Origin of the sequence: Ectobacillus funiculus, assembly GCF_004138295.1 — a bacterium.
Classification (GTDB): Bacteria; Bacillota; Bacilli; order Bacillales; family Bacillaceae_G; genus Ectobacillus; species Ectobacillus funiculus.
This window is the reverse complement of record NZ_SCFM01000009.1, coordinates 1-15039: the sequence shown is the minus strand read 5'-3', so window position 1 is coordinate 15039 and position 15039 is coordinate 1. Positions and strand designations below refer to the sequence as shown.

The following is a 15039-nucleotide window of genomic DNA, read 5'->3' as shown; positions in this document are numbered from 1 at the left end:
AATTTTACTCCTATAATAAAGAACTCGCGCTGATTGACGAGCCGTTAGGCGAAGACAGCGGCATAGCTGCCCTTATCCTGTATTCCTAAGCTTTTCGAATGTATCAAATTCGCAGTTCATCACCATTAAGTGTGGCTGACAGGTCAACATTTATCGGGATTGCACTACGGACTATTTCAAAAACGGTTCTTTTTATCAACTGAAAATGGTCTGCTAGTGAAGATACTTCCAAAAAGTAATCTACTACAAGGTATGGTCTTCCAGCTGAAAATTTATACTTTCCCAAAATGTAAAAAAGACGAGAAGGGCATGCCTTCTCGTCTTTTATCTTATTTTGTACCAAATAAACGGTCTCCCGCATCCCCTAAGCCAGGGACGATATAACCATGGTCGTTCAATTTTTCATCCAAAGCCGCAATATAAATATCTACATCCGGATGCGCTTCCTGTACAATCTTTACTCCCTCTGGGGCAGCGATGATGCACATCAGCTTAATGCTCTTCGCACCGCGCTTTTTCAAGGAATTGATCGCTTCAGCAGCTGAACCGCCTGTCGCAAGCATTGGATCAAGCACGATAAAGTCACGCTCCTCCACATCACTTGGGAGCTTCACATAGTACTCAACTGGCTGCAATGTTTTCGGGTCGCGGTATAAACCAACATGCCCTACCTTTGCCGCTGGAATCATTTTTAAAATACCATCTACCATTCCAAGCCCCGCACGCAAAATTGGTATTAGGCCAAGCTTCTTCCCTGCGAGCACCTTTGTCTTCGTTACGCTTACCGGCGTCTCAATTTCTATTTCCTGTAATGGAAGATCGCGCGTTGCCTCGAAGGCCATTAAGCTGGCTACTTCATCGACTAGCTCACGAAATTCCTTCGTACCTGTTTTTTTATCACGAATATATGTAAGCTTGTGTTGAATAAGTGGATGATCGAAAACATATAGCTTTCCCATTTGCATCTCTCCTTTTTTGGGATGTGGCGTTCGTTGGTCTGCCCTTTTGAACACTATTTACGATTGTATAAAAAACCTGTTCAATATTCAAGTATAGCTTATCTCCTTTTCTTTACATATTTGTGGAAAGGACCATGTAACCATATAGGTAAAGAAAACTCGCTGATTGGCGAGCCCTGCCTTTGGGCGAAGACAGCGGCATAGCCCTACTTATACTTTATTCCTAAAATTTCTCGCCATGTCGAATTAGCATCCAGCTAGAAATTTATACTTAAAGAGGCAAAAAGACACCTTGCGTATTGATACAAGGTGTCTTGAATAATTGATGTATAGAATTACAATTCTGGATACATTGGGAATTTTGCAGTAAGTGCGTTAACGCGTTTTCTTGCTTCCTCTAATGCTTGCTCATTGTCATGGTTTTTCAATGTGTAAGCAATAACAGATGCAATCTCATCCATTTCCTCTAAGCCGAAGCCACGGGAAGTTGCTGCCGCTGTACCAAGTCGAATACCGCTTGTTACAAACGGGCTTGCAGGATCGAATGGGATAGCATTTTTGTTTACAGTAATACCAACTTCATCTAGAACGTGCTCGGCCACTTTTCCTGTAATATCTAGGTTACGAACATCAACTAGAATTAAGTGGTTGTCCGTACCGCCAGAGATAAGCGTCAAACCGTCTTTTTGTAATCCTTCTGCTAAACGCTGCGCGTTATTAACAACATTTTGTGCATATGTTTTGAAGCTATCTTGCAATGCTTCGCCAAATGCTACTGCTTTTGCAGCGATTACGTGCATTAATGGTCCGCCTTGAATGCCAGGGAAAATTGATTTATCGATTTGCTTTGCGAACTCTTCTTTACATAAAATCATACCGCCGCGAGGTCCGCGCAATGTTTTGTGAGTTGTTGTTGTTACGAAATCACAATAAGGAACTGGATTTGGATGTAGTCCTGCTGCAACCAATCCTGCGATATGAGCCATATCTACCATTAAATATGCGCCAACTTCATCCGCGATTTCACGGAACTTTGCGAAGTCAATTACACGTGGATATGCACTTGCACCTGCAACGATAAGCTTTGGCTTATGTGTACGTGCTTTCTCAAGAACATCGTTGTAATCAATGTATTGAGTTTCTGGATCTACACCGTAGTCTACGAAGTTGTATTGCACACCACTGAAGTTAACTGGGCTTCCGTGCGTTAAGTGACCGCCGTGCGCTAGGTTCATACCAAGAACTGTATCGCCGTGCTGAAGAATCGTAAAGTATACAGCCATGTTTGCTTGCGCACCAGAGTGAGGCTGTACGTTTACATGCTCTGCTCCGAAGATTTCCTTCGCGCGGTCTCTTGCGATATCTTCTGCTACGTCTACATGCTCACAACCACCGTAGTAACGTTTCCCAGGATAGCCTTCTGCGTACTTGTTTGTTAAAACAGAGCCTTGTGCCTCCATTACTGCTTGGCTAACAAAGTTTTCTGAAGCAATCAACTCGATGTTAGAACGTTGTCTTCCTAATTCCGCTTGAATCGCTTGAAATACTTTTTGATCCTGCTGCTTTAAATGCTCCATAAGAATCCCCCTTTTTTTCCCTCAAACGAATTACAATGCCATCTTGCTGCTTGTAGTATATCTTCATTGTTCTCTGAAGCATTTGTAGCCAAAACGGACGGCAATAAGCAGCAAAGGCAATGTATTTTCGGATTTTCTTGAAAAAATACGAAAATTATACGCGTAATTCATTTTTAACATTCACATTTTCAATTTCATTCTACCATGATTTTAGGTGGCGTCAAAAGAAAAAATAAAATATCCTGGCGTTTCTTGTCGATTTAAAAATGATATCGTTTCCAACTGCGTATTTTGCATCACTTTATGAATTTATTCTGTCTTTTCTTAATCGGACGCAAAAGTTCCTCTGCAGACGCCCACTTCAAGGAACACCGCCTTTTTAGTTTTCCATTCTCACAGAAAAGACTCTCCGCCAAAAACAGGAAAGGCCATCCCTAGGGATGGCCTATTAGTGACAGCTTACACTTTCCCTTTGTGCTGCCGGGTAGACTGCGCGGGCGCCGCCGATAAGTTTCGGACGGGTTTTCGCCAGCGTAATATGTGCACTGCCGATTTGCTTTAACGCGGTACGTACCGGAACTGCCACATGCTTGATGTGCATGCCAATAAATGTATCACCGATATCTATACCAGCATCTGCCTTGATAAACTCTACTACAACTGGATCCTTCATATTGTGGTAGGCATATGTCGGCAGCGCCCCTCCTGCGGAACGAACTGGAATTACTGTAACCATCTCTAGGTTATACTTCTGCGCAACTTCTCGTTCTACAACAAGTGCGCGATTTAGATGCTCACAGCATTGAAACACAAGGGAGATTCCAGTTTTGTCTTGAAACGCTCTCAGCTCTTCAAACAGGATTTGCGCGACCTCTATTGTACCTGATGTCCCAATCCTCGATCCGATTACTTCACTCGTACTGCAGCCGATAACAAACAATTGTCCAGCCTCTAGGGAAGCTTGCTCTTGAAAATCGGAAAGCACCGCGTGCATTTGCTGTCGTAATTGTTCTAAGTCATCCATCGCGACTCTTCCTTTCGTGGAAATTGGTTCCCAAAATTACGTTATGCTTGTTGGATACATAGAAGAAAGAAGCGTCTTCATTTCTTTTATGCTAAGGAAACCTGCTGTTTATTCTGCTTCGTACGTGTTAATTTTGCCTACACGATTTGCATGGCGTCCGCCTAGAAACTCAGTTGTTAGCCAAATTTCAGCAACATCTCGTGCCAAACCTGGTCCAATCACGCGCTCTCCCATTGCCATCATATTGGAATCATTATGCTCACGCGTTGCCTTCGCACTAAAGGTATCGTGTATAAGTGCACAACGAATGCCTTTTACCTTATTAGCGGCAATAGACATCCCAATGCCTGTACCACAAATTAAAATACCTCTGTCAGCCTCCCCTTTTGCAACCATTTCAGCTGCCGGAAATGCAAAATCAGGATAATCGACAGACGACCCAACTGCACATTCACAGCCAAGATCTACATATTCCATTCCAAGTTCTTCTAATAAATGTATAATTTCTTTACGGATATTCACGCCGCCGTGATCAGATGCTACTACTACCTTCATGTTCGGTCCCTCCAAATATAATCTCCCTACAGCCTAATTATACATGTCCGCCGCCTTCAGCGGCTTGATTTTTCGCAAAGCGCTGCAGCAGTGCATTTAATTCATGTAAAGTCCTTCTATACACTTCGAGTGAGCCGCCGTACGGATCAGAAATATCACGATCGATACGCTCTGTATATCCGTACAACGTATGCACCTTATCCCCTAACCCCGGATAATATTGGGCAATCGTCTGCTTATGGCCTCTCGTCATCGTCAACACAACATCTGCCCATTGCAGCAATTCCTCTGTTAACTGCTGGGAAGTATGATTGATTTCTATCCCTTGTTCCTGAAGTGCCGTTTTGGCATGCGCAGAGGCATCGCTTCCTGCATCTGCAAATACACCAGCCGACTTCACTTCAAAGACCTCTTTGCCATGATGACGAAGCACCGCTTCTGCCATCGGACTACGGCATGTATTTCCCGTACATACAAACAATATGCGTTTCATCCCGTTTCCCCTTTCCTAGGTTTCGTTGTTTCCCTTTGTCTCAATCATTATAATCTTTTCCTGCCGATAAAATTGGCCATATAGTTCTTGTTATCTTCATCATACAGTACAGAAAGGTATGTTGTTAAGCAGAAAGCTATCTATTTGCTCGAACAGCTTGTTTGAAAGATTTTTTGTACCCATACGGTTTTCTTATTTCCCTTCAGCATTTTTCACCCCACAACAAACTCGTTCTATTTCTATATTTTTTTGCATGAGACAAGAAGATAACAAATATACTTTAAAGAAGTTAATTGACAAAAGTAAGTGAGATATCGTATTATACTTACGTAATGTAAGTTAATAACTTTCAGGAGGTTTACAACATGATGGACACAGGTCTTTTAATTATTCGTTTAGTTGTGGGAATTCTATTTATCGGGCACGGCGCCCAAAAGCTGTTCGGCTGGTTTGGCGGCTATGGCTTAAAAGGAACAGGCGGCTGGCTGGAATCAATCGGAGTGAAGCCAGGCGTGTTCATGGCATTTTTAGCAGGGGCAGGCGAGCTTGTCGGTGGTTTATTATTTGCGGCTGGTGTCTTTACATGGGCGGGTGCTGCTCTGATTACGATTACAATGCTAGTTGCAATATTTACAGTTCATGGGAAAAATGGATTATGGAGCACACAAAACGGCTTTGAATATAATCTCGTGCTAATTGCCGCAGCCATCGGAGTAGCACTTAGCGGTCCAGGCGCTTATACTTTGTTTTAAGTAATTATCTTTTGAAGGGAGATCAATCATGCAGCATATTTTTCAAAAGGGAACGACAGATACAACCTTACTTTTACTTCACGGCACCGGAGGAACAGAAGAGGATTTGCTTCCACTCGCTGAAATGATTTCCCCTTCCGCTAACGTCTTAAGCGTACGCGGAAATGTATTGGAAAATGGGATGCCCCGCTTTTTCCGCAGAATGGCGGAGGGCATCTTTGATATAGAGGATTTAGTATTTCGCACGAAGGAATTACAGGAGTTTCTAGATGAGGCAGCGAGAAACTATAAATTTGACCGAAGCAAGGTTATCGCCATTGGTTACTCAAATGGCGCTAACCTTGCCGGCAGTTTATTATTCCATTATAAGAATGCTCTGCAGGCAGCTATCTTATTTCATCCGATGGTGCCAAGACGCGGCGTTGCCCTTCCTTCTTTAACTGAAATACCGGTTTTCATCGGGGCAGGAAACAATGACCCAATTTGCCCGCCGCAGGAGACCAATGATTTAGCAGCATTGCTGCAGGATGCCGGTGCAGATGTACAGCTATATTGGCACTCCTTTGGCCATCAGCTAACACGCGACGAAGTAGCTGCGGCAAAGACTTGGTTTGAAGAAAAGCTGTGATTAGCGAGCCCGCCCTTGGGCGAAGACAGCGGCATCGTTGCTCTTATACTTTATTCCTAAAATTTCTCGCTACGCAAATTCGCTCTTAGCTGGAAATTCGTAACTTATCCAAATGGAGAAAAGTCCGGTGCAGGCCGGACTTTTTTATGTTCTTCAAATTGCTTTTTGACGAATGTACAATAACCCGGCAGCGAAGAAAAGAAGAAGGCTCCCGCAAATTGCAAAGATAAGTGACTCAAATGATGTAAAAAAGCCTCCCCACGGCCCATCCCCATTAGGAAGCATCGTTAAAAACGGCTGTACCCACGGATAATATGGAGCATATTGCTTCGAGTTAGCTACTAGGATATTAGGAAGCGTAAACACTACATTTAAAGCAAGCGGTGCGGCAAAGCTCGACCATGCCATAGATACGAAAAGCAAGAGGGCAGCGAGAGGAAGTGTGGAAATCCATCCTCCAGCCAAGCTCTTCCACAGGGCTTCCAGCGGAATGGGGTCGGTAAATCCTTTCACTGCTCCAACTAGGATCCAGCTGATTCCGAAAAGCAGCTGATTAACAGCAATTAGCACAGCAATCATAATAAATTTGGCTAAATAGACATGCTCGCGACGGACAGGAAGACTCAGCAGCTGTTTCCAGCCGCCGTGAAGATGCTCATATCTGCAAATAAAGCTCGCTAGCACTCCGATAATGAGCGGCAGCAGTAAAAGAGAATGTGTTACCGACATAGCTAATAAAGACGCAAGCCACTTCGGGCCTGATAACAAATCACTCGTCGCAAAGCCAACAACTCCGGCAAAGACAGGACTGATAAAAAGAAGCGATAAAATCCTTGTTTTTCTAATTTTAAAATACTCTGTCGTAATAAGAGCCCAAAGCATTACTTCACGTCCTTCCTTTGAAAATCAATGATGCCGCCCAGAAGAATAACGCTTCCTGCCAAAACTCCAGCTAAAAGAAATTTTTCCTGACCTTGCCCCGCTTGCAATAGCGGCCATTTCCAAATGAACCAATCTGGTGCAGAATAGGCGTACATCGAGCAGACGCTGCCCAGAATGCCGACGGAAAGCGAATATGCTTGGTTTTGAATCGTAATTGAAAGCCAGAGCTGGATTGCAAGGATTGGGATTCCCGCTAGCAGGGGATAGAAGCTGTTTTTAAAAATGAGAAGCAGCGGAATATTATCACCAAAATGCAAATAAACGCCTAAGATAATCGTTCCGACAAATAATAGAGCACAAGATAGCAGCAGCATGAAAAATACAATAACAAATTTGGATGAAAATACATCTCTTCGTCTAACCGGCAAACTCAACAGCTGTTTCCAGGAACTTTGTTGATGTTCAATATTTGCAATTTGTGAGGCAAGAATCGTCATGCCCAGCAATAAAGCAGGTGCGACAAACATATTGATATTTTGGATGAGTCCTAGCCAAACATCTGGCTGCTGCTGAATCAACCAGTCATACCTTACCCCGTAATTTACTATTTGCAGCGAAACGACACCGAAGGGACCTAGAAAAACAAGCAGCCAAAACCATTTTCGCTTCAGCTTCAGCAAATCAGCTTGCAGAATGTCCAACATGGTGCAGATCCCCTCCACTCGTCAATTCAAGGAAAATCTCTTCTAATGATTTTCGTTCCTCTTCTACACGATAGACAGAAATATCGTTATGAATGAGCATACGGATTACATTCGTAACATGCTCATCCTTGTTTTCTTCCAGGTAAAGTGCCCCATTTTCTTGGCTAACAGCAATCCCTTTTGTTAAGAGAAGCGCTTTTGCTCTGTCAGTATCTTGTACACGAAGCTTGATTTGAGATTTCGCCCTATTTCTCAGGATTTCAATCTTATCCTGAAAAATAAGATTTCCTTTTAAAATGATACCAACCTTCGAAGCCATTTGATCAATTTCTGAGAGCAAATGACTTGAAACTAAAACCGTTATTCCATAGCGAGCAGGCATATTTTTAATTAAATCGCGAATTTCATGAATTCCAGAAGGATCTAAGCCATTTGTCGGCTCATCAAGGATCAGCAGTTCAGGATTCCCTAACAATGCAGCTGCAATCCCAAGCCGCTGCTTCATTCCGAGAGAATACTCCTTTACCCCTCGATTCGCATCTGCTGTTAATCCTACAATGCTAAGCACTTCATCAATCCTGCTTTTTTGAACTCTAACAATTTTCCGGATGGCTTCTAAATTCTCCCGCCCCGTCAAATGGGCATAGTAAGAGGGGGATTCAACCAAGGAACCAATCCTCTGCAACGCATGCAAATGATTCCTCTTCACATCATTGCCAAACAATTCAATGGCTCCAGAGGTTGGCTTCATCAAACCAAGCAGCATGCGGATTGTTGTTGTTTTGCCTGATCCATTCGGTCCTAAAAACCCATAAATCTCACCTTTTTGAATAGATAAGTTGATTCCATTCACAGCTGCTTTTCCTTTAAAGCTTTTTACTAAATCGGTCGTTTGAATAATCATGTGTTCCTTCATTTCAATCACCTCTATAGTTATCATAGAGCGCTACAGTTAAAACAAAGGTACTCGTTTGTTTAAAAATAGTTTAAAAACAATGGGACTGACCTCACAATGCCCGAACCGAATCTTCCCAACCCAATCACTGCGTATTGCTTGTTCATATGTACATCGCTCCTCTAAGATTGTATGACGGGGCGATTACCCAATCATGATTTTTCCTTTTGGATGCTTGAACGGATCTGGCTTTCTTCGAAGTGTAACAGCAAAAGCAATGGTCAATGGACCTACCCTTCCCGCAAACATCGTTAATATAATCAGAATTTTTCCAAATGGAGATAATTCAGGTGTTAGCCCCATAGAGAGCCCGACCGTTGCGAAAGCGGAAGTTGCTTCAAACAGAATCATTAAAAACTCTTTTCCTGGTTCTGTGATCGTTAATAGCATGGTAACCGTCATAACAAGGAGAAGACCGCTTAATGTAACAGTAAGTGCCTTATAAATCGTATCATATGGAATTCTTCTTTTGAAAAGCACTACATCTTCTTTCCCTTTTATCTGTGACCATACTGCTCCTAATAAAGTGGCCAATGTTGTTGTTTTAATTCCCCCGCCTGTAGATCCGGAAGAAGCTCCAATAAACATAAGAATAATAATAAGGAACAGGGTTGGCTGTGTTAAGTCAGGGATATTGAGAGTGTTGGCCCCTGCTGTTCTCGGCGTAACAGCTTGGAACAAAGACCCTAGAAATTTACCAGACATCGATAACGGTTGTAACGTTTTTGGATTATTAAATTCAAACAAGAAAATAAGCACCGTTCCTAACACCACTAACAGGGAGCTGGTAAGAAAAACAACCTTCGTATGTAAAGAGAAACGGCGGGTTTGTCTGTATTCATATACCTCATTCATCACGATAAATCCAATTCCCCCTAGTGTGATTAGCATACATACTACTAATGTAACAAGGGGATCTTCTACATAACCGGTCAAACTTCTAAATTCCCCCATTAAATCAAATCCTGCGTTATTAAAATTTGAAACGGAATGGAATATTCCATAATAAATAGCTCTTGGGAGTGGCATATCAAATGCGAAACGAGTTGCCAATAAAATCGCGCCAATCAATTCAATTACAATCGTAAAAATAAGAATTCTTTTTACTAAGCGGACAATACCTTCAACAGATAAATTGTTTAGGGCTTCTTGTAATAATAACCGTTCTTTCAGAGAAATCCTCTTCCCTAAAAGAAACGCAAACAAAGTCGCAAATGTCATAAATCCTAAACCACCTATTTGAATGAGAGACAAAATTACCAATTGTCCGAACATCGTGAATGTCGTTCCTGTATCCACCACCACAAGCCCTGTCACACATGTAGCAGATGTAGAGGTAAATAATGCATCTAACCATAGCAGACCCTTCCCACTCGTAGTGGCTATAGGAAGGGTTAGAAGAAACGCACCTAATATAATAATGAGGGCAAACCCAGCCACCAATACCTTGGGAGGATCTAGAGAATATATCGATCTTTTTTTCATTCTAATTCCTCCTTACTTAAGATAAGCTTCATCTCAAACAAACGAACCGTTTACTCTAATGGTCTCCTCACTCCATCAAAACATTCAACATACTTACCCTTCTTATCTATTAAAGATACATTCAATTACTAATTTTAGGAAATACTAAATTTAATTAATGACTTAAAAATAAGTATAGACACGGACGGGAAGATTAAAAAATTACTGTATGACCCGATTAAAGTAAGAATAAAATCTTTTTCATTGTGTATATTACACATCTTAATAGGTTGGAGGAAGCATATATCGCAAACTGGCTGTTCAGAAAAGGCTAATGAAAATAGAGGGATGTAGAAATGAATCGGTATTTTTATTATTTGATCATCGTAAACATGGTAGCAAATATTGTGGCATGCGTTCCGAGAATTTTATTAGAAGCTAGAACATTGGATATATTGGATTTTATCATCTCGATAGAATCGTTTACCCTTGGGTTTTCACGAGTGATTCCCTGCGGCTGGAGTTCGGCTTTGTTGAACGCGTTTTATTCATTTTTCTAGTGTTATATCTAGCTGTTTCATTCTTAAGCATTTTAATTCATTGGCATGTAGTGATCGAGCTCTTAAAAAAGATGATTTGGTTGGAACGGTTCAAATGGAAAGAGCGTAACCTTACGCCCTATCTGTTTGTTGTTGTGTTCTGGCTGATTAGTTTGAAAGTGGCCTCTTACCTAACTGAATATCAGGTCACCTTGTATACAAGCTATTTTTTGAACTGCTTACCAGCTTTCCTTATCGCTACTTTTCTCGTGTTGTGGTTCATAAAAAGAAGGGCAGCAACATGACTTCATGAAAAGATTGGTTTTTATGAAAAAGAAAATTCGCCGATTGGCGAGGCCCTCCTTTAGGCGAAGACAGAGGCATAGCCCTACTTATACTGTATTCCTAAAATTTCTCACTACGTCGAGTTGGCCTCCAGCTAGAAATTTATACTTTCTTAAAGTGCAAAAAAACTCAAAACACCCCTAAATGATTTGTATATTTTAGAGATGTTTTGAGAAATTTCGTTTATTACTTACTTTTAAAGAAAACTCGCCGATTGGCGAGCCCCGTTCTTGGGCGAAGACAGAGGCGTAGCCCTACTTATACTTTATTCCTAAAATTTCTCGCTACGTCGAATTGGCATCCAGCTAGAAATTTATCCTTTCTTAAAGTGTAAAAAATGATAAGGCAACAATCATAAATATCAATATTTACCCCTTTCATGAAGATATTCAGTTGTTGCATCAACTCCTTGCGGATACCACTTGTCCCAATATTTATCTCCTCTATGTTCAACGTCTTCGGTTGTATGTTCTAATGTAGTCATAATGAGTTGTTGAATTTCGGTAATCGTCTCATAAAAGCATTTTTCATACTGTCCACTTGGCTTAATTTTAACACTAGCACTAGTACCGACAAGTTTTCTATGTTTTTCTCTTAATTGATCTAAAGCGTCAAAAATATGTTGGGTTAAAATCGCCATATCTTGATGTTCTTCGGGTAACCGATTTTTTAAATTTTGAATACGATTATGCATACTACCCATCCCCCAGATTATTTTACTTTAGTATGTGATAAGAAAAAGAAACTATAAGCAATCTCATTACAGTGAAGGCTGTTAAGTCTTCCCTGTTGATAAGCCAATTCATACTAAATCCTTAGGTCTATCTGATGAGATTAATGTTTATAGGTGCATCATCAGATTTCACAGGGGATGGGATTAAGATCACAACTTTTTAACTGCTTTTTATCGTAATACTTGTTCCTGCACTATTAGAATCAACCTCTAAAGATAATCCCATCTCACGTACCATTACATCAACAATAACCATACCTATTCCAATGCCTTTTTGGGAGCTCTCTGCGGAGAAGCCTTTTCCTTTGTCCTGAATGGTAATTTGATTTTTTCTGACGGTTATCTTAACATATTTCCCTTCGCCTGCGTGACGAATTACATTTTGAAGCAGATTATCGATAATTCGCTCCATCCAGCTGCGGTCAATTGACCAGTGAAACACTTCAGCTGTTATATCTGCCACTACCTCTATCCCGTGTTGTTCGAGGGCCGGATACCAACTGGCAATGCTGCTTCGAATGAAACGATTTATCTCCGTATCGGCAGGCCGGAAAGGATATTTGCCGCTAGATAACAGCGTATATGACAATAAATTTTCAATAAGGCTGCTCAAGAAATCAATCCTTTGGTCAATGCTCGCCAAGGCTTCTTTACCCCTGGCCGTCAGAGCTTCCTGTCTCATAGAAGCCAGGTGCCCGCGAATAATCGTAAGCGGCGTTCTCAGGTCATGAGATAAGTTAGAAATCAATTCCCGCCGCAACTTTTCTTCCTGCTTCTCACGTTCGCGGCTTTCTCCCAATTCTTTTACCATCAGGTTAAAGCTCTCTTCAAGCTGGCCGATCTCATCATATTTTGAAATTGCAATTGGCAGCGGAATGCCTGATTGATGCCTGTTCTGCATCGCATTCCGCAAACGGATTAACCGTTTACGGAGGTTATTGAAAAATAGCGATGAAAACAAAATAAATAAAATGAAAATGATACAGACAAAGGAAACAAACAGATAGTTATACCCATTTGAAAGACGCTGAATCGGCGGATCCAGCAAAATACGATCTACTTTAATAACCATAAAACCAGCAGATGGGTCCTCCCCTAAAAATGCGAGTACAGTAAATGGATCTGCATCTACACTATCCTTCATAAATTGAATGGTATAAGGGACAGACCACTCTGCAGGAAGCTTATCCTTATACGAAAATGTGTCACGTGTTTTTCCCGTACGGTCAACCCAAAATACTTGCGAATCACGATACGTTTCATGCAGGCTCTCTAGCTTACCGCGTATTTCCTCATCTGTTTTTCCCGCCAGCTTTTTAGCCTCAGCATGCCACATGCTTTCCAGTTCATTGTAGCCTTTGTAGGGTGTCTGCTCATCCTTACTTTTCAATAGAATAGTAGGGACATATGTAATAATGGACGCAAATGGGATTGCAATCGGCATAAACAAAATAGCTGCTAGTACAATTAAACTGAATTTAAAGAGCAGTGAATTATACCATTTCATTGCTTTACCCGATAACCAATCCCGCGAATTGTTTCAATAATCTCAGGCTTTGAAGGATCCTTTTCAATCTTTTCACGCAAAAAACGAATATGTACCATTAAAGTTTTATCGCCTTCGATATACGGTTCTCCCCATACCCCTTCAAATAGCTGTTCCTTCGTTAAAATTTGATTCAAATGGCGCAAGAAATAATTAAAAATTTGAAATTGCTTGCCGGTCAACATAACCTCTTCATTCGTTAACGTATTGATAATACTATTCTTTGTTTGATCTACCTCTAAGTGACGCAATTGCAGTACTGGTGATAATAACCTATCATATCTTCGCAACTGTACTTCAACGCGCTTTGCCAGTTCATCTGGGTGAAATGGTTTTGTCAAATAATCATCAGCAAATTCCAAGCCTTCTAACTTATCTTCAATAGACCCTCTTGCTGATAGCATAAGAATTGGAACTTGAGGATATTTACTTTTTAGTCGCCTGCCCAAGGAAAAACCATCCAAGCCCGGCAGCATTATGTCCAAAATCATTAAATCATACTGTTCCAAATGATGGGGAAGTTCTAAGCCTGAGGTGTACCACTCGATCGTATAGCCTCTAGACTCCAAATCACTCTTTACCCATCTCCCTATTTCCGTATCGTCCTCTAAATATAGAATATTCATGATAACAACACCCCTTCGTTTTTTCCTTTATCATTTTCCGACAGAAGACCTCCACTTCAAGCCCGTGATGGGCGTAGCACAGTGGTAAGTGGGGGATGAATGTCGGCTAGGCGATTCGCCTAGCATGTTTGGCGAATAGGAAAACTCCACTGGACAAACATACGTTCTTTTGATAATATAAAATTACCAAAATGAACCAAAAGGGAGAGGGAGAGAATGAAGAAGTGCTATTTTTCCAATCGAATCTATAAACAAACGATCCCCCACGATTTGAATCAGGAACTCTTTCATTCTCTCCGTCTCTATAATAAGGCAATTCGCACGGCTTATGCTTGGCAGACAAAACATCTACGCACGGGGAACAAACCGTATGAAGGCAGTCTTCATCTAGCAATCAAGAAACGATTTCAACTGGATGACTATTATGCGAATAGCGCAGTCCAACAAGCAAATACTCTTCGTACATCTCAAAAGGAACTACAAGCACTATATATGAAACAGGTAGATGGTACCATTCATTCGATTCAAAAGAAACTAAAAAATGAACGCAGCAAGCTCACAGCATTACGGAAGATGAAGCAATCAGTTGTAACGGGAAAACCGAAATTGCACAAAAGAATGAGGTATCGGGTGCATCAAACCTCTTCCGGTGCGGTATATGCGTTTCATCGTAAGAACGAGACACAGGTTTGGTTCTCCCTCTATCTGTTTGAACATCGGCATATAGATAAAGAAATCAAACACCTCAAGGCAAAAATCGGACAGCTCCAGCATCGTCTTTTTCGGCAGGAGCAGAAAAAGGAGAAACTCCGGCGAGAGTTTCCTTCGGCTTTGTTCGGCTCCCGTTCCTTCTTTCGTAAGCAGTATACAATGTGTAAGGATCAAAAGAGTCATGCAGCGTGGAGACATGCATTCCGTTACAAAAGAAATGCCAAGCTGACCATCTCTGGACGGAAGGATGCGAAGTATGGCAACTTTGTGTTCCAATATGATACCCAAAGCCAAACCTTACATATCAGAAGTATTACGGGACAAGCGCTTATACTTCCCTATGTGTATTTTACTTATGGACAAGATCAGGTGCAAGAATCTATTGCTACACAGCTTTCCTGTCGGAACAAAAAGAAGTATGGCAAGCCAATCGGTTGGTCGATTGAAGACCATGGTACGTACTACATCATCAAATGTATCGTAGAAGAGCCAGAACATCCTCATATCAATTATTCAAAAGCAGACGGTGTCATTGGTGTAGATCTC

General features: G+C 41.4%; 16 protein-coding genes. 4 read left to right on the top strand and 12 right to left on the bottom strand.

Going from position 1 to position 15039, the window contains the following annotated elements; translation table 11 throughout:
• Positions 1 to 329: 329 nt before the first annotated feature.
• The 5 genes from upp to EP737_RS08295 all read right to left on the bottom strand — a co-directional run bounded on the left by upp (position 330) and on the right by EP737_RS08295 (position 4608).
• On the bottom strand, positions 330 to 959 hold the full coding sequence (gene upp, locus EP737_RS08315) for a uracil phosphoribosyltransferase (RefSeq protein WP_129727508.1): 630 nt from the start codon (positions 957 to 959) through the stop codon (positions 330 to 332).
• Positions 960 to 1294: 335 nt separating this feature from the next.
• Complete coding sequence (gene glyA / locus EP737_RS08310; protein WP_129727507.1) at positions 1295 to 2536, bottom strand: serine hydroxymethyltransferase; 1242 nt, start codon at positions 2534 to 2536, stop codon at positions 1295 to 1297.
• 448 nt (positions 2537 to 2984) lie between these two features.
• A complete protein-coding gene (locus EP737_RS08305; RefSeq protein ID WP_129727506.1) occupies positions 2985 to 3560 on the bottom strand; it encodes a TIGR01440 family protein in 576 nt (191 codons plus the stop codon).
• A 108-nt stretch (positions 3561 to 3668) separates the two neighbouring features.
• Positions 3669 to 4115: a ribose 5-phosphate isomerase B gene (rpiB, locus tag EP737_RS08300; protein ID WP_129727505.1), complete on the bottom strand. Its 447-nt coding sequence runs from the start codon at positions 4113 to 4115 to the stop codon at positions 3669 to 3671.
• A gap of 37 nt (positions 4116 to 4152) precedes the next feature.
• Positions 4153 to 4608: a low molecular weight protein arginine phosphatase gene (locus tag EP737_RS08295; protein ID WP_129727504.1), complete on the bottom strand. Its 456-nt coding sequence runs from the start codon at positions 4606 to 4608 to the stop codon at positions 4153 to 4155.
• Positions 4609 to 4973: 365 nt separating this feature from the next.
• On the opposite strand from EP737_RS08295, the gene EP737_RS08290 reads away from it, so the two are divergent.
• A complete protein-coding gene (locus tag EP737_RS08290) occupies positions 4974 to 5360 on the top strand; it encodes a DoxX family protein (protein WP_129727503.1) in 387 nt (128 codons plus the stop codon).
• A 28-nt stretch (positions 5361 to 5388) separates the two neighbouring features.
• Entirely contained in the window at positions 5389 to 5988 is a 600-nt protein-coding gene (locus EP737_RS08285) for an alpha/beta hydrolase (protein ID WP_129727502.1), read from the top strand.
• Between the two features lie 153 nt (positions 5989 to 6141).
• Here EP737_RS08285 and EP737_RS08280 read toward each other — a convergent pair whose 3' ends face one another.
• The 4 genes from EP737_RS08280 to EP737_RS08265 form a co-directional block, all read right to left on the bottom strand.
• On the bottom strand, positions 6142 to 6870 hold the full coding sequence (locus EP737_RS08280) for an ABC transporter permease (protein WP_129727501.1): 729 nt from the start codon (positions 6868 to 6870) through the stop codon (positions 6142 to 6144).
• On the bottom strand, positions 6870 to 7574 hold the full coding sequence (locus EP737_RS08275; protein ID WP_129727500.1) for an ABC transporter permease: 705 nt from the start codon (positions 7572 to 7574) through the stop codon (positions 6870 to 6872). The genes EP737_RS08280 and EP737_RS08275 overlap by 1 nt, the downstream gene beginning before the upstream one ends.
• Positions 7552 to 8514 (bottom strand): ABC transporter ATP-binding protein, encoded by a 963-nt coding sequence (locus EP737_RS08270; protein WP_246040203.1) that lies wholly within the window; start codon positions 8512 to 8514, stop codon positions 7552 to 7554. The genes EP737_RS08275 and EP737_RS08270 overlap by 23 nt, the downstream gene beginning before the upstream one ends.
• 159 nt (positions 8515 to 8673) lie before the next feature.
• Complete coding sequence (locus EP737_RS08265; RefSeq protein WP_129727499.1) at positions 8674 to 10014, bottom strand: TrkH family potassium uptake protein; 1341 nt, start codon at positions 10012 to 10014, stop codon at positions 8674 to 8676.
• A 335-nt stretch (positions 10015 to 10349) separates the two neighbouring features.
• Between EP737_RS08265 and EP737_RS08260 the strand changes: the two genes are divergently transcribed.
• On the top strand, positions 10350 to 10553 hold the full coding sequence (locus EP737_RS08260; RefSeq protein ID WP_129727498.1) for a hypothetical protein: 204 nt from the start codon (positions 10350 to 10352) through the stop codon (positions 10551 to 10553).
• Positions 10554 to 11238: 685 nt separating this feature from the next.
• Here the strand turns inward: EP737_RS08260 and EP737_RS08255 are convergent.
• From EP737_RS08255 to EP737_RS08245, 3 genes are all read right to left on the bottom strand, one after another.
• Positions 11239 to 11571, bottom strand: a complete 333-nt coding sequence (locus EP737_RS08255) for a hypothetical protein (RefSeq protein WP_129727497.1) — start codon at positions 11569 to 11571, stop codon at positions 11239 to 11241.
• A gap of 199 nt (positions 11572 to 11770) precedes the next feature.
• A complete protein-coding gene (locus EP737_RS08250) occupies positions 11771 to 13117 on the bottom strand; it encodes a HAMP domain-containing sensor histidine kinase (RefSeq protein ID WP_129727496.1) in 1347 nt (448 codons plus the stop codon).
• Complete coding sequence (locus EP737_RS08245) at positions 13114 to 13785, bottom strand: response regulator transcription factor (RefSeq protein WP_129727495.1); 672 nt, start codon at positions 13783 to 13785, stop codon at positions 13114 to 13116. Before EP737_RS08245 ends, EP737_RS08250 begins: the two co-directional genes overlap by 4 nt.
• Positions 13786 to 13998: 213 nt before the next feature.
• Between EP737_RS08245 and EP737_RS08240 the strand changes: the two genes are divergently transcribed.
• Positions 13999 to 15039, top strand: a 1041-nt coding sequence (locus EP737_RS08240) for a transposase (RefSeq protein WP_129727494.1), incomplete at its 3' end; no start/stop codon positions are given.